The organism is Bacillus sp. ISL-34, assembly GCF_018613325.1.
GTDB lineage: Bacteria > Bacillota > Bacilli > Bacillales > DSM-1321 > Peribacillus.
On record NZ_JAGGQJ010000002.1, the window covers coordinates 244,751 to 262,456 of the forward strand.

The 17,706-nt window shown below is 42.6% G+C and carries 22 protein-coding genes; 18 read left to right on the forward strand and 4 right to left on the reverse strand.

From position 1 onward, the window contains the following. The first annotated feature begins 2 nt into the window (after nucleotides 1-2). The 8 genes from J7E52_RS01950 (at nucleotide 3) to paaX (ending at nucleotide 7,415) form a co-directional block, all read left to right on the forward strand. A complete protein-coding gene (locus J7E52_RS01950; RefSeq protein WP_034314904.1) occupies nucleotides 3-308 on the forward strand; it encodes an EthD family reductase in 306 nt (101 codons plus the stop codon). After that, complete coding sequence (locus J7E52_RS01955; RefSeq protein ID WP_214743445.1) at nucleotides 305-1,081, forward strand: enoyl-CoA hydratase/isomerase family protein; 777 nt, start codon at nucleotides 305-307, stop codon at nucleotides 1,079-1,081. The genes J7E52_RS01950 and J7E52_RS01955 overlap by 4 nt, the downstream gene beginning before the upstream one ends. A 10-nt stretch (nucleotides 1,082-1,091) precedes the next feature. After that, nucleotides 1,092-1,865, forward strand: coding sequence for an enoyl-CoA hydratase-related protein (locus tag J7E52_RS01960; RefSeq protein ID WP_214743446.1), 774 nt, complete (start codon nucleotides 1,092-1,094; stop codon nucleotides 1,863-1,865). Nucleotides 1,866-1,888: 23 nt separating this feature from the next. Next, nucleotides 1,889-3,409, forward strand: a complete 1,521-nt coding sequence (locus tag J7E52_RS01965) for an aldehyde dehydrogenase family protein (RefSeq protein WP_214743447.1) — start codon at nucleotides 1,889-1,891, stop codon at nucleotides 3,407-3,409. Between the two features lie 116 nt (nucleotides 3,410-3,525). Continuing rightward, complete coding sequence (locus tag J7E52_RS01970) at nucleotides 3,526-4,398, forward strand: 3-hydroxyacyl-CoA dehydrogenase (protein WP_214743448.1); 873 nt, start codon at nucleotides 3,526-3,528, stop codon at nucleotides 4,396-4,398. Then, nucleotides 4,395-5,603 carry an acetyl-CoA C-acyltransferase gene (locus J7E52_RS01975; protein ID WP_214743449.1) on the forward strand — a complete coding sequence of 403 codons (1,209 nt, stop codon included), beginning with the start codon at nucleotides 4,395-4,397 and terminating at the stop codon, nucleotides 5,601-5,603. The genes J7E52_RS01970 and J7E52_RS01975 overlap by 4 nt, the downstream gene beginning before the upstream one ends. Before the next feature lie 68 nt (nucleotides 5,604-5,671). After that, nucleotides 5,672-6,448, forward strand: a complete 777-nt coding sequence (locus tag J7E52_RS01980) for an enoyl-CoA hydratase-related protein (RefSeq protein ID WP_214743450.1) — start codon at nucleotides 5,672-5,674, stop codon at nucleotides 6,446-6,448. Between the two features lie 85 nt (nucleotides 6,449-6,533). Beyond that, nucleotides 6,534-7,415, forward strand: coding sequence for a phenylacetic acid degradation operon negative regulatory protein PaaX (gene paaX / locus J7E52_RS01985; RefSeq protein ID WP_214743576.1), 882 nt, complete (start codon nucleotides 6,534-6,536; stop codon nucleotides 7,413-7,415). Nucleotides 7,416-7,492: 77 nt separating this feature from the next. Here the strand turns inward: paaX and J7E52_RS01990 are convergent, their stop codons facing one another. Beyond that, nucleotides 7,493-8,005 (reverse strand): gamma carbonic anhydrase family protein, encoded by a 513-nt coding sequence (locus J7E52_RS01990; RefSeq protein WP_214743451.1) that lies wholly within the window; start codon nucleotides 8,003-8,005, stop codon nucleotides 7,493-7,495. Between the two features lie 80 nt (nucleotides 8,006-8,085). Between J7E52_RS01990 and J7E52_RS01995 the strand changes: the two genes are divergently transcribed. Together J7E52_RS01995 and J7E52_RS02000 are read left to right on the forward strand one after the other, a co-directional pair. After that, nucleotides 8,086-9,051, forward strand: coding sequence for an NAD(P)H-dependent flavin oxidoreductase (locus J7E52_RS01995; RefSeq protein ID WP_214743452.1), 966 nt, complete (start codon nucleotides 8,086-8,088; stop codon nucleotides 9,049-9,051). A gap of 336 nt (nucleotides 9,052-9,387) precedes the next feature. Then, nucleotides 9,388-9,999 (forward strand): DedA family protein, encoded by a 612-nt coding sequence (locus tag J7E52_RS02000; RefSeq protein ID WP_214743453.1) that lies wholly within the window; start codon nucleotides 9,388-9,390, stop codon nucleotides 9,997-9,999. A gap of 45 nt (nucleotides 10,000-10,044) precedes the next feature. Here J7E52_RS02000 and J7E52_RS02005 read toward each other — a convergent pair whose 3' ends face one another. Beyond that, complete coding sequence (locus J7E52_RS02005) at nucleotides 10,045-10,197, reverse strand: YjcZ family sporulation protein (RefSeq protein ID WP_214743454.1); 153 nt, start codon at nucleotides 10,195-10,197, stop codon at nucleotides 10,045-10,047. Nucleotides 10,198-10,413: 216 nt separating this feature from the next. Here J7E52_RS02005 and J7E52_RS02010 point away from each other — a divergent pair, with 216 nt between their 5' ends. The 5 genes from J7E52_RS02010 to J7E52_RS02025 all read left to right on the forward strand — a co-directional run bounded on the left by J7E52_RS02010 (nucleotide 10,414) and on the right by J7E52_RS02025 (nucleotide 14,891). Then, complete coding sequence (locus J7E52_RS02010; RefSeq protein ID WP_214743455.1) at nucleotides 10,414-11,157, forward strand: metallophosphoesterase family protein; 744 nt, start codon at nucleotides 10,414-10,416, stop codon at nucleotides 11,155-11,157. Between the two features lie 97 nt (nucleotides 11,158-11,254). Then, nucleotides 11,255-11,386, forward strand: a complete 132-nt coding sequence (locus J7E52_RS26750) for a hypothetical protein (protein ID WP_286197360.1) — start codon at nucleotides 11,255-11,257, stop codon at nucleotides 11,384-11,386. Nucleotides 11,387-11,594: 208 nt separating this feature from the next. Continuing rightward, nucleotides 11,595-12,521 carry a cation diffusion facilitator family transporter gene (locus tag J7E52_RS02015; protein WP_214743456.1) on the forward strand — a complete coding sequence of 309 codons (927 nt, stop codon included), beginning with the start codon at nucleotides 11,595-11,597 and terminating at the stop codon, nucleotides 12,519-12,521. A 260-nt stretch (nucleotides 12,522-12,781) separates the two neighbouring features. Beyond that, on the forward strand, nucleotides 12,782-13,471 hold the full coding sequence (locus tag J7E52_RS02020) for a response regulator transcription factor (protein ID WP_214743457.1): 690 nt from the start codon (nucleotides 12,782-12,784) through the stop codon (nucleotides 13,469-13,471). Then, nucleotides 13,461-14,891 carry a HAMP domain-containing sensor histidine kinase gene (locus J7E52_RS02025; protein ID WP_286197386.1) on the forward strand — a complete coding sequence of 477 codons (1,431 nt, stop codon included), beginning with the start codon at nucleotides 13,461-13,463 and terminating at the stop codon, nucleotides 14,889-14,891. Before J7E52_RS02020 ends, J7E52_RS02025 begins: the two co-directional genes overlap by 11 nt. Before the next feature lie 44 nt (nucleotides 14,892-14,935). Here J7E52_RS02025 and spx read toward each other — a convergent pair whose 3' ends face one another. Next, complete coding sequence (gene spx / locus J7E52_RS02030; RefSeq protein ID WP_034314875.1) at nucleotides 14,936-15,331, reverse strand: transcriptional regulator Spx; 396 nt, start codon at nucleotides 15,329-15,331, stop codon at nucleotides 14,936-14,938. A 247-nt stretch (nucleotides 15,332-15,578) separates the two neighbouring features. Between spx and modB the strand changes: the two genes are divergently transcribed. Further along, the gene (gene modB, locus J7E52_RS02035; RefSeq protein WP_214743459.1) at nucleotides 15,579-16,232 is read left to right on the forward strand and encodes a molybdate ABC transporter permease subunit; all 654 of its coding nucleotides are present in this window, start codon (nucleotides 15,579-15,581) and stop codon (nucleotides 16,230-16,232) included. Here the strand turns inward: modB and J7E52_RS02040 are convergent. Next, complete coding sequence (locus J7E52_RS02040) at nucleotides 16,194-16,673, reverse strand: GNAT family N-acetyltransferase (RefSeq protein WP_214743577.1); 480 nt, start codon at nucleotides 16,671-16,673, stop codon at nucleotides 16,194-16,196. The two genes, modB and J7E52_RS02040, sit on opposite strands and share 39 nt — an antisense overlap. A 114-nt stretch (nucleotides 16,674-16,787) precedes the next feature. Between J7E52_RS02040 and J7E52_RS02045 the strand changes: the two genes are divergently transcribed. Together J7E52_RS02045 and J7E52_RS02050 are read left to right on the forward strand one after the other, a co-directional pair. After that, entirely contained in the window at nucleotides 16,788-17,279 is a 492-nt protein-coding gene (locus J7E52_RS02045) for a hypothetical protein (RefSeq protein WP_214743460.1), read from the forward strand. Nucleotides 17,280-17,476: 197 nt separating this feature from the next. Continuing rightward, on the forward strand, nucleotides 17,477-17,674 hold the full coding sequence (locus J7E52_RS02050; RefSeq protein ID WP_028393295.1) for a cold-shock protein: 198 nt from the start codon (nucleotides 17,477-17,479) through the stop codon (nucleotides 17,672-17,674). Nucleotides 17,675-17,706: the final 32 nt, after the last annotated feature.

The window sequence follows — 17,706 nt, forward strand, 5'->3', positions numbered from 1 at the left end:
AAATGGTAAAGTTAATCGCCCTATACAAACAACCTGAAAACAAGGAAGAGTTCGATGAGCACTATTTCAATGTACATGGTCCGATAACGGAAAAAATTCCTGGTCTTCAAAAAATGGAGGTCACTAAAATTGTAGGGACCCCTATGGGTAAAGACTCTGAGTATTACATCCTTTGTGAAATGTATTATGAAGACCACGATGCATTGCAACAAGGAATGCGTTCCCCGGAAGGAAAAGCATCAGGGAAAGACCTAATGGGCTTTGCCGGGAAACTTGTAACGATGATGATCGGCGAAGAAATAAAATGAATGCGCTTCAATTCATTGAAACGTCAATCGCGGATGGCATTGGTTATATCTCTTTAAATCGGCCGAAGCAACTGAATGCCCTTAACAGGAAAATGGTGAGGGAAATAGTTTCAACCATGGAAGAATTCGACCGGGACCCACAGGTGAAGGTGATCTTGCTATCGGGCAATGGAAAAGCATTTTCCGCTGGAGCTGATATTGACGAGATGGTGAACGACAATCCAATCAGCATGGAGTTAACGAACCAATTTGCCGATTGGGACCGAATAAGCCTAGTCAAGAAGCCTGTGATTGGTGCTGTGAAAAGTTTTGTATTCGGCGGCGGTTTCGAACTTGCTTTATCCTGTGATTTCCTGATTGCCGCCAGCGATACCCAGTTTTCCTTTCCGGAAGTGACATTAGGGGTCATGCCTGGCGCAGGTGGAACCCAAAGGTTGACGAAATTGGTAGGCAAGACAAAGGCACTTGAATGGATGTTGACGGCTGAAAGGATAAAGGCAAAGACAGCTCTGCAATATGGTTTCATTAATAAGATCGTGGCACCTGAATTGTTAATGGAAGAAGCGGTTGATTTTGCTGGAAAGATAGCAATGCAACCCCCGTTAGCTGTAAGGCTGATCAAAGAATCCGTCAATAAAGCCGTTGATTACCCCTTAAATGAGGGCATGCAATTTGAACGGAAGAACTTCTATATTCTTTTTGCATCAGAGGACCAAAAAGAAGGAATGAAAGCATTTGTAGAAAAAAGAGAGCCGAAATTTACAGGCGGATAAGGGGTGCTCTATGTACGAAACGATCAAATATAGAGTTGAAAATGGAGTGGCTTGGCTTACTTTGAACCGTCCTGATAAACTTAATGCCTTTACGTCCCAAATGAATAAGGAAATACAGAAAGCGATCAAAATATCTGCGGGGTCAGATGAAGTGCGGGCCATTATCATTACTGGGGAAGGCAGGGCCTTTTGTTCTGGGCAGGATTTATCGGATGTTGATGAGGGCATGAATTTAGGCCAGATGCTGCGCGAAGACTACGGTCCGATGATGGAGCAAATAGCAAACTGTGAAAAACCGATCATTGCAGCAGTCAATGGAGTGGCTGCAGGCGCTGGCTTCAGCCTGGCACTGGCATGCGATTTCCGGCTTGTTTCTGAAAAAGCCAGTTTTTTAAATGCTTTTGTCAATATCGGGTTGATACCTGATTCAGGGAATCTGTATTACCTTTCGCGGATCGTTGGTCATGCGAAAGCCTTGGAATTATCTTTATTGGGGGAAAAGGTTACGGCTAGCGAGGCGAAAAGTATCGGGCTCGCTACAAAAGTGATCGGTTTGGAAGAATGGAACGAGGAATTGAAAGCCTTTGCAGAGAATATCGCAAACAAACCAACGAAAGCAATCGGTTTAATCAAAAGATACTTAGAGGCGTCCTATCACCTTTCATTGGAAGAATACTTAAAAGAAGAAGCGGAGGGTCAGCGAATTGCTGGCTTAACGAAGGATTATGCAGAAGGTGTGGCGGCATTCACTGAAAAAAGGAAAGCTCAATTCATAGGCAAGTAATATAGAAAAGGGAGTGGGATTACATGGTTAGAGTACAAGAGGCGGCATTTGAAAAAGCGGAAATGAAGCGTGATTATTATCATCTGATCATTAATGGAGAAAGAGTGGAAAGCTCGGATGGTTCCACGATTGATGCGTATAATCCCGCAACGGGTGAAATCATTGCCAAGGTTGCAAAGGCGACCAAGGAAGATGCAGAAAAGGCTGTTCAAGCTGCACGTGAAGCATTTGATAACGGGAAATGGAAGAGGACTCCGATTAACAAACGGTCTCGTGTTTTGAACAAAATTGCAGCAATCATGCGTTCACGCTTTAATGAATTGGTTGAATTGGAGGTTCTGAACAGCGGCAAATCCATTTCTGCAGCGCAAGGCCAAGTCATGCAGGCAATTGAAGATTTCGAGTTTTATGCAGGCGCTTTAGTTGCACACCGCGGATCTGTCAATAATGTTCCTGGTCAATTCCATAACTATACGGAAAAAGAGCCAGTAGGTGTTTGTGCTCAAATCATCCCTTGGAATTACCCAATGATGATGGCAGCGTGGAAAATTGCACCTGCAATAGCAGTCGGCTGTTCGGTCATTGTTAAGCCAGCCTCGTTAACGCCGCTGACGGCTATTGTATTAGGTGAAATCTGTTTAGAAGCTGGTGTTCCTTCCGGCGTGGTCAATATCATTCCAGGACCTGGATCTGACGTAGGGAATTACCTTGTCGAGCATCCGCAAGTGAATAAGGTGGCCTTTACGGGTTCTACGCCAATCGGCAGGGACCTCATGGGCAAAGCTTCACAGACATTAAAAAGGGTGACATTGGAGCTTGGCGGTAAGTCTCCTAATATTGTTTTTGAAGATGCGGACCTTGAAGCGGCTATCGATGGATCATTATATGGCATTTTCTACAATACTGGGCAGTCTTGCGAAGCTAGATCCCGTTTATACGTTCACGAAGACGTATATGATGAGTTCGTTGCCAGATTCGTAGAAAAAACGAAAAAATTGAAATTGGGCAATCCGCTCGATAAAGAAACACACGTCGGTGCAGTCATAGATCAAGGGCAATTGGATGTCATCGACAATTATGTACAATCTGCCATTACTGATGGAGCGAAAATCCTGACAGGTGGAAAGCCAGCGGTCATTGAAGGTTTCGAAAACGGTTATTGGTATGAGCCGACGGTCATAGCGAATGTCAATCATGAAATGGATGTAGTGAAAGAGGAAATATTCGGGCCGGTCGTTGTCATAATGAAATTCAAAGATGAAAAAGAAGCCGTGAAACTCGCGAATGATACGGAATTCGGTTTGGGTTCAGCCCTATGGACAAAAGATGGCGGGCGTGCGACTAGAGTCGCCAATCAAATAGAAGCGGGAATCGTCATGGTGAATTGCCCATTCTCCGCATTTCCTGGCACACCTTTCGGAGGGTATAAACAATCAGGATTCGGCCGGGAACTATGTATTGAGACACTTGATCTTTATACAGAAACGAAAAGCATCATTTCCTATCATGGAAGCCGTCCCTTAAATCCCTTTGGAATTCAATAAAACATAAAATATACGGCTGGCTGAACGGTATGTCGGAAAGGTAATTCAGGTATGGATGAATGCTGATCTGATTCATCGCAGCCAGCCCTATTTATTTTTGAAGGAGGAATGAACGAATGATTAGAAATCTAGTGATTGTCGGATCTGGTGTCATGGGCAGGGGAATAGCTTATGTAGGAGCAACGGGAGGCTTTAATGTAGTACTGGTGGATGTGAATCAGGATGCTTTGGAAAGTGCAAGAAACGAGATAGATGCCATTTTTGAGAAGGGTGTGCGCTACCAAAAAATCACCGAGGAAGAAGCGGCAGCTGCAAAAAGCAGATTTTCCTATTCTTCCAATTTGAAAGAATCAGCAGCATATGCCGACTTGATCATAGAGGCAGTTCCGGAAAAGGCGGAAATTAAGAGGGCAGTCTTTGAAACGATTGAAGTCCATGCAAAAGAAGACTGTTATTTTGCAACCAATACGTCCACGATGAGCCCTACGGAAATTGGTTCTTATGGAAAGCGTCCCGAAAAAACGATTGCCATGCATTTTTTCAATCCTGTACAAAAGATGCCGCTCGTTGAAATTGTACGTGGTCTTGAAACCAGCGATGAAACGGCAGCCATAATAAAAGAGGTAGCCGAAAAAATGGGGAAAGAAACCGTGGTCATAAATGAATTCCCTGGGTTTGTTACAAGCAGGATCAGCTGTTTGGTTGGTAATGAGGCGTTCTTCATGCTTCAAGAAGGTTTAGGCACACCGGAAGAAATCGATAAGGCAATAAAGTTAGGGCTGAATTACCCAATGGGACCATTTGAGCTAGGTGATTTGGTGGGACTGGACGCCCGCTTGAATAATTTAAAATACTTACATAGTAAGCTTGGTGAGAAATACCGCCCGGCTCCTCTCCTTGAACAGTATGTTAAAGCTGGCAGGCTCGGGCGTAAGTCAGGTAAAGGTGTGTACGATTATACAAAAGATGGCGAGCTGGTGAAGAAATGAAGGATGTTGTGATCATTGATGCTGTGAGAACACCAATCGGAAGATATAAAGGCGCATTGAAAAGCGTTCGACCGGATGACCTCGGTGCAATTGTAATCAAGGCGCTGACCGACCGCAATCCAGAACTGCCGCCAGATCAAATTGAGGATGTCATCTTTGGGAATGCAAATCAAGCTGGAGAGGATAATCGCGATGTGGCCCGGATGTCCGCCCTTTTAGCTGGTCTTCCGGTAAACGTAGCTGGAACGACAATAAATCGTTTATGTGGATCAGGACTGGATGCCGTCATGTATGCTGCACGCTCCATTGCTGTAGGGGAAGGCGATATTTATATCGCAGGCGGTACTGAAAGCATGACAAGGGCGCCTTACGTCATGGCCAAACCTGAGAGTGAATTTCCGCGGGGGTCAATGGAGCTTCAGGATACAACGATCGGATGGCGTTTCACGAATGAGAAACTTAAAGAAATGTATGGCACGGATTCCATGCCTCAAACGGCTGAAAACGTCGCCCTGCATTTTTCGGTTTCCAGGGAGGATCAAGATCAATTCGCGTATCAAAGCCAGCAAAAAGCGAAAAAAGCAGTGGAAAATGAGCGTTTCATTAATGAAATCGTACCTGTTCGATATACGGATCGTAAAGGGAATGAGGTCATTTTCGATAAAGATGAACACCCTCGTCCTGACACGACCATCGAAAAGTTGGAAAAGCTCAAACCGCTATTTAAAGGCGGCACTGTAACGGCCGGTAATGCTTCAGGTGTAAATGATGGAGCCTCGGCATTACTTTTGATGAGTGCAGAAAAAGCACGGGAGCTTGGATTGAAACCTCTTGCCAAATATGTTGTAGGGGCGGTAGCGGGCTTAGAACCGTCCATTATGGGCCTTGGTCCGATTCATGCCACTAAAAAGGCATTGGAGAGGGCAAGTTTGACGATTGAAGACATCGGGCTAGTGGAATTGAATGAAGCATTCGCTTCCCAATCCTTGGAGTGCATCCGCCAATTGAAATTGGATCAGGATAAAGTGAATGTCAACGGCGGGGCAATAGCGTTTGGCCATCCGCTCGGTGCAAGCGGGGCGCGTATTTTAACAACACTTGTCCACGAAATGAAAAAGCGGAAAGTACGCTATGGTCTTGCGACGATGTGTGTAGGCGTTGGCCAAGGCATATCCGCCATTATAGAAAATATTGAAACAGATTGATGATGGGCCCGGCCCTTATGGGGTTTTATCTGCATAAGGGTCACTTTTTTTAAAAGGGGAGGAGACTCATGTCCAAGGTTATTTATAAAGTGATAAATCAAATTGGCTATGTAACAGTGAATCGGCCCGACGTATTGAACTGCTTCGACTATGAGACACTTTGTGAACTGCAGGAAGTCATCGATGCAGTTTATTATGACGGCGATATCCGTGTCGTCATTTTCACCGGTGCAGGGGAAAAAGCATTCAGCGCGGGAGCGGATTTGAAAGAAAGGAAGTCTTTGAATGATGCGGAAGTGAGAAGGAACGTTAAAGCGATTCGTGATGTTTTTAATAGTATCGCGGGTCTTCCGCAGCCAACCATAGCTGCCGTTAATGGATATGCATTGGGAGGAGGATTTGAATGGCTGCTTTCATGTGACTTTGCAATTGCTGCGGAAGGTGTTTCTTTGGGGCTCACTGAAACTAGCTGGGCCATCATTCCTGGGGCAGGCGGTACACAGCGGCTGCCGAGATTGATTGGGGAAATGAAAGCGAAGGAATTGATCTTCACCGCTAAAAAATTGACTGCAGAAGAGGCATGTCAATTAGGGATCCTTTTGGAGGCCGTGCCAAGGGATCAACTTATGTCAGCTTGTGAGGAATTGGCAGCCAATATCATGAAAAACGGGCCGATTGCAGTCAAACAAGCCAAATATGCAATTGACCAAGGAATGAATACGGACTTGCAAACCGGAATGGCCATAGAAGGAAAAGCCTATGAATTGACCATACCGACTCAAGACAGATCGGAAGCGCTCCTGGCATTTAGTGAACGGAGAAAAGCACGATTTACTGGTGAATGATATTGCGCTTTCATTTAAAAAAGATATAATAATTATTATGTCTTCCGTGTGAAAATAGTAACAATGTTAGGACGAGGTGAGAAAGATAGGTACTAATACTCAATCCATGATTTTTACGATATACGGCGATTATATCCGTAACTATGGAAGTAAAATCTGGATAGGCAGTTTAATTCGTTTGTTAAAGGAATTCGGCCATAATGAGCAGGGCGTTCGTGTAGCCGTTTCACGAATGGTCAAGCAAGGGTGGATTCAGTCGGAGAAGCAGGGAAATAAAAGCTATTACTTTTTGACTGATCGCGGTGTGCAGAGAATGGATGAAGCGGCCAATCGCATATATAAGATGAAACCGAATGAATGGGACGGTAAATGGCGTATCTTAATGTACACGATCCCTGAAGATAAGCGGCAATTACGGGATGATCTCCGTAAAGAATTATTATGGAGCGGGTTTGGCAGTTTTTCAAGTGGTTGCTGGATTTCCCCTAATGATTTGGAGAAACAAATCAATCGCTTGATCGAGAAATATGACATAGATGAATATGTTGATTTTTTCATTTCGGAGTACAAAGGTCCAAAAGAAAACCAATCGCTTGTCGAGAAGAGCTGGCATTTAGAAGAGATTGAAAATAAATATGAAGAATTCATCGAGAAATACAGCAAACAATTCATCGTCCATCAAAGCATCATTAACAGGGGCGAAATGTCCGATGCTGATTGTTTTGTGGAACGAACGAACTTGGTGCATGAATACCGTAAATTCTTATTTATCGATCCGGGCCTGCCAAAGGAACTTCTGCCTTCAAAGTGGAATGGGAATCATGCCGCTCTTTTATTTAGTCAGTATTATCAAGTCTTGGCTGAACCAGCAAGCCGTTTTTTTGAAAGCGTATTTCAGGAAAACAATGATTTATGCCGGAAAGACGAAACCTATGATGCCATGGATCATCCACTTATCATTAAGTGAAAAAGAGCTTCAGCCAGTCGCTAATGACGACTTGCCGAAGCTCTTTTCACATTAATCAATTTCGAATCTTACAATAATTAATCAAGTATCCCTTTGAAGTCTTTTCCTTTTTGAACATATGTATCGATCGAAAGTTGGATCAATTCAAGATCTTTATTATTCAATCTACGAACCACTTTCCCCGGGGAACCAATAACCAGTGAACGTGGAGGTATGATTTTGCCAGAGGAAATCAATGTGTTCGCTCCGATGATGCATTCTTCGCCGATCTCTACATTATCCAATATCGTAGACCCCATACCAATAATGGATCGTTTGCCTATTTTACAGCCATGCAGGATAACATTGTGACCAACCGTCACTTCGTCTTCAATGACAACTGGGCATCCTTCAAATAAATGAATGGTGGAGTTATCTTGAATACTGCATTTTTCTCCTATTGTAATTGAATCTTCATCACCGCGCAGTACTGCATTAAACCAAACGGTCGAGTGTTTCCCAATCGAAATATCTCCGATTAAATGAGAGCCAGGTGCCACGAAAACGGTATCATCAATGGATGGTTTTTTATTATTGTACGGAATGATCATATTCTCGCTCCTTTTGAAAAAGTCAGAATTGTTTTTCTAATGAATATAGTATAACATTAAAATGACTGGGAGGGATGAAAGTGAAATATATTTGTGAACTTTTTGCGATAAAATATCCAATTATACAAGGCGGCATGGGGAATATAAGCAATGCAAGTCTTGCGGCTGCAGTATCCAATGCAGGGGGACTAGGGACAATAGGGTGCGGTACCATGAATCCTGAACAGGTGGAAGCCATCATTCTCGAAACCAAAAATAAAACCAATAACAATTTTGCGTTGAACATTCCAATAAACGTTAGTCCATATACAGATGAGTTAGTGAATCTTGTCCTGAAGCATGATATACCTGTAGTTTCCTTATCTGCAGGAAATCCTGCCGCTTTCATTCCGCTATTGAAAAAAAAGAATATAAAAGTGATCGCCATCGTTGCGTCTGTCAAGCACGCGCAAAAAGCGCAAGCTGCAGGGGCTGATGTGCTGGTCGCAGAAGGGTTTGAAGCTGCCGGCATCAATTCGAACCTGGAAATGACGACCTTTACACTCATTCCGCAAATCAGCAAGCATGTGACGCTTCCAGTTTTGGCTGCTGGCGGAATAGGCAATGGACAGGGGTTGGCAGCGGCATTGATGCTGGGGGCTTCAGGAGTCCAATTAGGAACCAGGCTGATCGCTACACAAGAAGCACCGTTCCATCCGTCATATAAACAGAAACTGATCGATGCCATGGGCAATGATACAGTAATTTTGGGCAGAACATTTGGCCAGGTCAGAAGAGTATTGAAGGATCCATATACCGAGAAGGTCCTGGATTTGGAAAAGCAGGGGCTGTCTCCTGTGAATTATCGTGAAATGACCTCCGAAGTCCATCATATTAATGGGGCGATGAACGGGGATGTTAACAATGGTTTTATGAACAGCGGCCAGGTTGCCGGATTGATTGACGATATACCCACTGTTAAGGAATTGCTTGATGGCATGATGAAAGATGCGAAAAAACAAATGGAGGATGGATTGAGGAGGCTCTCTGCCCCCTTTATGATTTGAGAGCGCAGGGTACCAATCATTAGTTCATGTCTTACCTTCAAGGGTTCATTCCTTGGTAAACTACCGAAAGCTTAAGGTCAATTCGTCCTCAAGCTTTTTTCGTTTCTGGACCATCTGAAATTATATTATCATCCCTCTTAAAATCTTAAACCTATGTGAATAGCCCGATATCATAAAATGGACTCCATACCATTGTTATAGGATAACATTTTGGGAAAATGTGATTGAACTTGTGATACAATGGAAAATGTCCTTTTTAAAAATCAAGGGGTGCCCAGAATCAATCTGGGAGCACCCCTTTTTTATGTAATAAAAGTTAGAAAAGGGGAAACCTTTATGGAAACGTTAATAATGGATATGATTGAAGCATTTAAATCTTTATCCTATTTCGGTGTGTTGCTAGCTTTGACTTTTGAATTCATTCCTGCTGAAATAGTTTTGCCACTGGCTGGATACTGGGTTTATCAAGGTGATATGAATTTATACTTGGCTATCCTTGCCGGTTCGTTTGGTGGGGTAACGGGCCCATTGACGCTTTATGCTTTAGGCAAGTATGGCGGGAGACCGCTTGTATTAAAGTTCGGGAAATACTTTTTGATCAAAGATGAGCAGTTGAATAAGGCTGACCGATTCTTTGAAAAGTTTGGTGGGGGAATTGCCTTCTTTGGGCGGTTTGTACCAGGAATTCGTACCGCCGTTTCGCTGCCATGCGGTATATTGAAAATGAGTATTTGGAAATTCATTTTATATACCTATATGGCGATGCTTCCTGTTACAAGCGTTTATGTTTATCTAGGGTATAAGTTAGGACCGAGATGGGAGCAGGCAGGAGCCATCTTTTCACAATACGCGAATTTCTTGCTTATCCCCATCGCACTTATAGTCATTTGGTTCATTATGAAGACTCAAAAACAAAAGCGAAGACAAAAACTAAAAGTCAATTCATAACAAAGAAGGCGCCATGTTCAGGCGCCTTTTTGATTTATTTCATTATTAGCAGCATCCACCGAAGCCGCCGCCACCGAATCCCCAACTGCATCCGATGATGATCAACAAGATGAATAATACGATCAGCAATGCAAATCCGTTATCGAATCCGCCGCAGCCGCCACCGCCGCCACAACATTCGTTACCATTTCCACCCATTTAATTTCCTCCTCATACATATTATGAATTACATACCTAGCAAAACATCTTTACCGGGAATACTTCATACTATGTATTCTAGGCCGAAGTGTTTGCTTATTCATAAAAAATGGGCGTGGGCAAATCAGGGGGAATAAGCCCGAATATTTTTTTGATGTCGTTTTAAATGTTATAATATACCATGTGGATTGTGGGGGAAGGGAGCTGAACTAAGTCATGAAAGTTGCCATTATTACGGATGTGCATGGTAATGCTTCAGCGTTAAAAGCCGTTCTTAGGGATATTGATCAAAGGGAAGATATAGATCGTCTCTATTGTTTGGGAGATATGGTCGGGATTGGCCCGGATACAAATGAGGTCCTTGAACTTTTATTTTCAAGAAATGATTTATCGATGATAACTGGAAATCATGATGAAGCTGTCCTGGCCATCATTAACGGGGAGCCGCATCCGGACGGTCATATCCATGTAAAGGAGCATCATGAATGGATAGCTGAAAGGATGCATCGGAAATTCATAAATGAATTGGAAAAATTGCCTCGCACCATACATCATATCATTAATGATCACTCCGTTTACTTCACCCATTATCACATGGAATCGAAGAAAGTGGATGAGCACATAAGCCAAAATCCATTTAGTAAAATCGTTGAACCGAGTTTGAATAACTTAGAAACGCTTTTCAAAGATCAGTATCACGATTTAATAGGATTTGGACATCATCATCCTATCCACCTTTTTAAAAATGACCGGACGATATTCTTGAACCCTGGTTCTCTTGGCTGTAATGGTGAACCAGTTGCTCCTTATGCCATTGTTGCGATTGAAAATACCGGTATTCAGGTAAAGCTTGAAAGAGTCGGCTATGATAATACATCGTTCCTGTCATCGTATCAAAGCTTACAAGTTCCAGAGCATGAATTCATTATACGTGCCTTCCATGGCGGCCAGCAAGTCTAGGGCGTTTAAAAAAGATGAAGTATGGGGAAATGTTGAGCATAAAGGTACATGCCTGTGGATACGATAATAGGCAAACTCACGAAGCTGGAGGTAGGTCATGAAGGAAAAGGAACAGGTAGTAAATCAAGAGCAGGAAGAGATGGAAATGCACAGTCTTGTCTGTAATGATGAATTGTTTAATAAGGATCTGCACGCCATTGTCGATGATACGATGCAAGAGGAAAGATAAACGGGAAAAACGCTGCAGGAAACGTCTGTAGCGTTTATTTTTACTTTGAAATGGTCGAGGCAGAATTTTGGTTTTTCGTAAAAGATCACATCCACGCTGTTTTCATCACTCTTTTTACAGCAAGTGAATCCCTGAAGTGAATCATTTGAAACCATTCTGGATTTATCCCATACTATATATAAGTTTCAAATCCGAGAGGAGGGATGGCATGGGACATCATCATGGTCACGCCCATGATCATGGGCACGGACACCATCACCATTCTAATAATAAAAAAGCCTTGTTGGCATCTTTCTTATTAATCTCCACATTTATGATAGTCGAGGTAATTGGTGGATTCTTGACTAATAGTCTGGCTTTGCTGTCGGATGCAGGTCACATGCTTAGCGATGCGGCAGCTTTAGGGCTTAGTTATACAGCGATAAGGTTGGGGGAAAGGAAAGCGACATCGTCCAAATCGTTTGGATATAAACGGTTCGAAATCATTGCTGCTTGTTTGAATGGATTGACCTTGATCGTCATATCCGTATTCATTTTCGTAGAGGCAATTAAGAGGTTCCTGGATCCCCCTGAGGTGCAAAGCTTGGGAATGCTAATGATTTCAATCATCGGCTTACTTGTTAATATCATTGCGGCCTGGATTTTAATGAGCGGAGATAAGGAAGACAATCTGAATGTACGGAGTGCTTTTTTACATGTTATTGGTGATATGCTTGGATCTGTGGGTGCCATTGCAGCCGCACTTTTGATTTATTTTTTCGATTGGGGAATTGCAGATCCGATTGCGAGCGTCATAGTCGCGGTTTTAATTATTATCAGCGGTTTTAGGGTAGTGAGGGATTCTTTCCATATCTTGATGGAGGGCACACCAGACCAAGTCGATATGGATGAAGTGAAAGCATCCTTGATGGAATTGAACGGTGTATCCGATGTCCATGATCTCCATATCTGGACGATCACCTCTGGTTTTTTGACAATGAGCTGCCATGTTGTCATAAATGAGATCGGTAATCACGATTCAATTTTAGCAGAAGCGCAAAAACTGCTTCATGATCAGTTTGGAATTGAACATAGCACGATCCAAGTGGAAAGACAGGAAGCGGGCTGTCCGAATCCACATGAGACATGTAATTGAAAAGGGCTGGCTCAGTTTAGAGCCAGCCTCTTAAGAGTGTAATAAGAAGATCATAATTTTTACGACCATGTAGTAGCATTCCTGTTAAAATGAATCGAGATAACTTACACAAAGTTACTATGTAAAAACATAAGTTAATTTTACTGCGAACATAATCCTGACACATAAAAAGGGTAAGATTGAGGGAAAAAGCTTTCTGTTTTCAATAGTTAGCATATCTAAAATGATTCCACTATAATTCAGGAAGGAGGAATCCATAAATGAAGAAAATTCTTGTAGTAGAAGATGAAATCGCCATATCGATGGTATTGAAAGCATATTTGGAGCGGGAAGGTTTTGAAGTAGTCCAAGTTTACGACGGGCTAAAGGCCGTGCCGGTGTTTGAAGAAACGAAGCCAGACCTTGTCCTGCTTGATGTCATGCTGCCTGGTAAGGAAGGCTGGGATATATTGAAGGAAATTCGGGAGGAAGATACTTGTCCGGTTATCATGTTGACTGCACTGACAGATGTCGATTACAGATTATCGGGATTTAAGTCAGGTGCGGATGATTACATCTCCAAACCCTTCGTTGCCGAAGAAGTCGTGGCCCGGGTGCATGCCGTATTAAGAAGGTCTTCATCGGCTGTTACGGAAGATGGTCATGTACATGAGTTTGGGAGTTTAACCATCGATGATCTGTCTTATATGGTGCATTTGAATGGGGAAGAGATAAACTTGACGCCGCGTGATTTGTCGCTGCTCGTTTTTTTCGCTAAGCACCCTAATCAAATTTTCACGAGAGAACAGCTGCTCGACCAAGTGTGGGGCATGGATTATGACGGCAGTGACCGTGCGGTGGACCTGGCTATCAAACGAATCAGGAAGGCGATAGATGCATGGCCTGTAACTGAGGGGGAAATAAAAACATTGCGTGGATTGGGGTATCAATTGAGTGTCTATGAAAACTAAAAAAAGAACCACTTTACAACGCTATTGGACCAAGAGATACGTATTGACCTTGATTTCCGGTTTGATATTATTATCTGTTTTTTCCTTATGGTGGATGGAAAAAACAGCTTTGGAATATAGGCTTAGCCTTCTTAAGTACTTAGCTGATGAAACATCCGACAGGGCGATTAAGGAAAACGGCCAGATTGTCGTTGGCCCGATCCTTTCGGAAATTGTTGAGGAAAGGGAGAAAATCCTCCATCTGAACCAACAGCCAATCATCTATATCGTCGATCCCGATGCCACCATCATATATACGATGCCACAGTTGTATATCGATCCGGATGAAAATAAACTCCCGGACGTCATCATGGAAAATACGGAGTTAGTCCAGAAGGTCAAGATTTCCGACAACAAAGTATATGTCGTCAAATCCCCCATTACGTTCAATGATGAGACGAGAGGCTGGGTGGTCATTGCCCAGGAAGAAGGGGCATTGAAGGAAATCAACCAAGATCATGGCTTGTTGGCGATCATGATTGGAGGCCTTCTGATTCTGGGAACGGGAGTCATTTATTTTCTTTCCAGGCAGATTTCGCGGCCCATCCAAGACGTAGCTAACGCAGCTGTCCAGGTTCGTGAAGGCAACTATGATATCCATTTCAAAGAGGAAGAGGAAATCAAGGAAGAAGAAATTTATGAACTGATAGAATCATTTAAGGAAATGACCAATCGTTTGAAGGTCATGGAGAAGTTGCGGGCGGAACTGCTTGCAGGCGTAACCCATGATTTGAAAACGCCAGTCACTTCCATTAGCGGACTGATACAAGCGGTTAAGGATGATGTCGTTAAGGGAGAGCAAAGTAAGGAATTCCTCGATATTTCCTTAAAGGAAACCCAACGTTTACAAGGTATGATAGAGGATTTACTCAATTATAATGCCATATCGGCAGGCGCTTTTAAAATTCGGGTACAAAAAGAGAATATCAATATATTCATCAAGGAAATCGCCTATCGCTGGCAGGTGACCCAGGATGATGATCAAGCGTTCGCTTTTGAGATAAAAGTTCCTGATGAACCGGTCTTTGGTCAAATTGATTCATTGCGGATGCAGCAAATCGTCATTAACCTTTTGAATAATGCCAGACATGCACTTGATGGCAAAGGGAAAATAGCGATTCACCTTTATGAAAGAGATGAAGAACGAATCTGCATTGATGTGCTGGACAGCGGGCGGGGGATTCCAAAACATGAACAACAATATGTGTTCGAACCATTTTATCGAGGTGAAAACAAAAAGTTGAAGGTACGTGGTTTAGGTTTGGGACTGCCATTCAGTAAAATGCTCGCAAAAGCGCAAAAAGGAGATCTTGTGCTTAAGGATAGCGATGAACAAGGCACCACCTTCACGATTGTCATAGAGAAAGCGGATAAGATATGAAAAAGGGTTGTCCGATGTAATGGACAACCCTCTTATTATGCTGATTAAGCCAATTGGCTTATTGCACGCCATAACTGTACATGACGGACCTTCCTTGGAAGGAAGCGTCCCATTTCTTCTTCATTGTATCCTGCATGCAGGTTCTTATGGTCGAAAATGATTGGCCGGCGAAGTAAATCCGGGTTATCTTGAATAAGCTTGCAAAGATCATTAAGTGGTGTATTATTTATATCGATATTCAGGCTTTTGAATTTTTTGGAACGGGTTGAGATGATTTCATCTGTCCCGCCTTCCGTTTTACGTAAAATCTCTTTTATTTCTTCTATAGAAAGAGGTTGGGAATATAGGTTGCGTTCATTAAAGGAAATTTCGTTCTTCTTAAGCCAAGCTTTTGCTTTCCGACATGCTAAACTGCTTGGGGTAGTATAAATTGTTACCATTAAAATCGACTCCTTCAAAGTTTTCAAGTTTATTGGAATGAAATTATTTTTGTATTTGTGATACTCTTACTTTAACGTTCCTTTGTGTCAGCAAGATGTCAAGAAAAATAAACCTAAATGTTATTTTAAAAAGAAAGGGAGAAAATGAAATGGAATCTGCCTTTAATGAAAAAGAAACGGTTTGGGTAATGATGCCGAAAAAGGACCTGAATATGCCGATATTTAACAGTGATGTGCGGATAGTATCATGACAGCGGATTTTTGGTCACCAGTCAGGCTATCGATTCAAGTAGCGGGACTATCGGGTATTCTTGTTTTCATTTTAGGAATTATCCTAGCGCGAATGATGGCTAAAAAGAAATTCAGGGGAAGAGTCCTGTTGGAAACAGCGTTTTTATTGCCGCTTGTTTTGCCGCCTTCCGTCGTTGGTTTTTTATTGATTGTGATTTTTGGCAAGAGTGGTATGCCGGGGCAATTCATTGAAAGGGTTTTTGGTCAGCCCCTGATGTTCACGTGGTGGGCGGCGGTCATTGCATCTACCGTGGTAGCGTTTCCGCTTATGTACCAATCCGCTAAAACGGGCTTTGAAGGTATAGATGAAGAAATCGAAAATGCAGCTAGGGTTGACGGGGCCGGCGAGTGGAGATTATTCCTGAATGTATCCCTTCCATTGGCGGTCAAATCCATCGTCACAGGTGCCATCTTGAGCTCTGCGCGTGCGTTGGGGGAATTCGGGGCCACACTCATGTTTGCCGGAAACATTCCCGGACAGACACAAACCATACCGACCGCGATTTATATCGCCATGGATTCCGGGAATATGACGTTAGCCTGGCTATGGGTTGCCATAATCATTGTCATTTCATTTCTTATGCTTTTTATCGTGACATACATAAAATGAATGCTGTTTCTCGTATATGCTTATGAAAAAAAGTGGTGCGGCTTCTACGTCCTCTTTATGGGTGAAGCCGTTTTTTTCGTAAAGGTTCCGTGCAGGCAGGTTCATTTTACCGGTCGAAACGGATATCTTTTCCCAGTCGCCGTGTAATTGAAGAGCATGCAACAGTGCATCCGCGATACCCTGCCGAAAATGATCAGGATGGACGACCATTCGGCAAATCAGTATTTGACCATTTTCTTTTGTATAAGATATTGCACCTGCTAAGGCATCGCCCTTTAAAAAGCATAAGAACGTTTCATGACAATGAATGAATTGTTCATATGTTTCCAATAATGGAGGGATATCGGCAAAGCCGATCATATCCGCTTCCACCTTATAGGCTTCTTTCTGAAGTTTAAATAGCTGCCGGCCATAATCGGAGTCCAGGTCCCGAATTGTCATGATCAATCAAATCACTCCCTTTCATTACATTATAATGGAAGAGGGCATTATTGTTTCTAATCAGTCTGTGTTATAATCGACAAACAATATGAACTAATGAAATGAGGAAGAAATTTGTTAACATTTGAAGAAAAATTGAGCATCATTGAAACTTTTCCGGAATTACAGCGAAAAGACGTTTCATTGGGACGTGTGAACTTCCATTATCCAGATAGCGTCCAGGAGAAAAAAATCGTCGTTCAGCACTTGCATCCCAATGGAAATGGATTCGTTTACGCGGGGCATATGAGAAAAAAAGACACTGACCGTAAAGGGTTTATCAATATACGTGACTATAATGAAGCTGAATTGAAAGAATTGATCCAAAAAAGCGTGGACTACCTATCCGAACCTCCGGTTGAATTCGAAGAAGAGGAAAACGAGTTCGCTAGGTTGGAAGGGGCTTGGATTGGCCCTGAAAAGCAAGAGCTTACACTTGAAAGGGAAGACCTGCTTTGGAATGTTTATTCAGGGTCGAATCTTGAGGAATGTTTCGAAAGTCCGGTTGAGGCGGAGCGCTACTTATTGGACGAAGGATTCCGACAAAGCAAGAAGAGGAATATGTAGAATTTTAGGATAATTTGTCGGTTGATTTACTGCGATAATCTTGTTTTTTTAGGATTTCCCATGCTATAATATGAGTAATTATTTTTGTTCGGAAAAGTTTGATAGAAGGATTTACTGTAATAGGATTCCTCTTGAAACATTATCCAGAACCAAAAATAGTAATAAAATGGATTTTTCCAAACACAGGAGGAACTATCATGGTACAAGGTAAAGTAAAATGGTTTAACGCAGAAAAAGGTTTCGGTTTCATCGAAGTTGAAGGCCAAGACGATGTATTCGTACATTTCTCAGCTATCCAAGGCGAAGGCTTCAAAACGCTTGAAGAAGGCCAAGAAGTTTCTTTCGAAATCGAGCAAGGCGCTCGTGGACCACAAGCAGCTAACGTTCAAAAATAATTGAACGCATATAAAAAAAAGACTCCGATTTT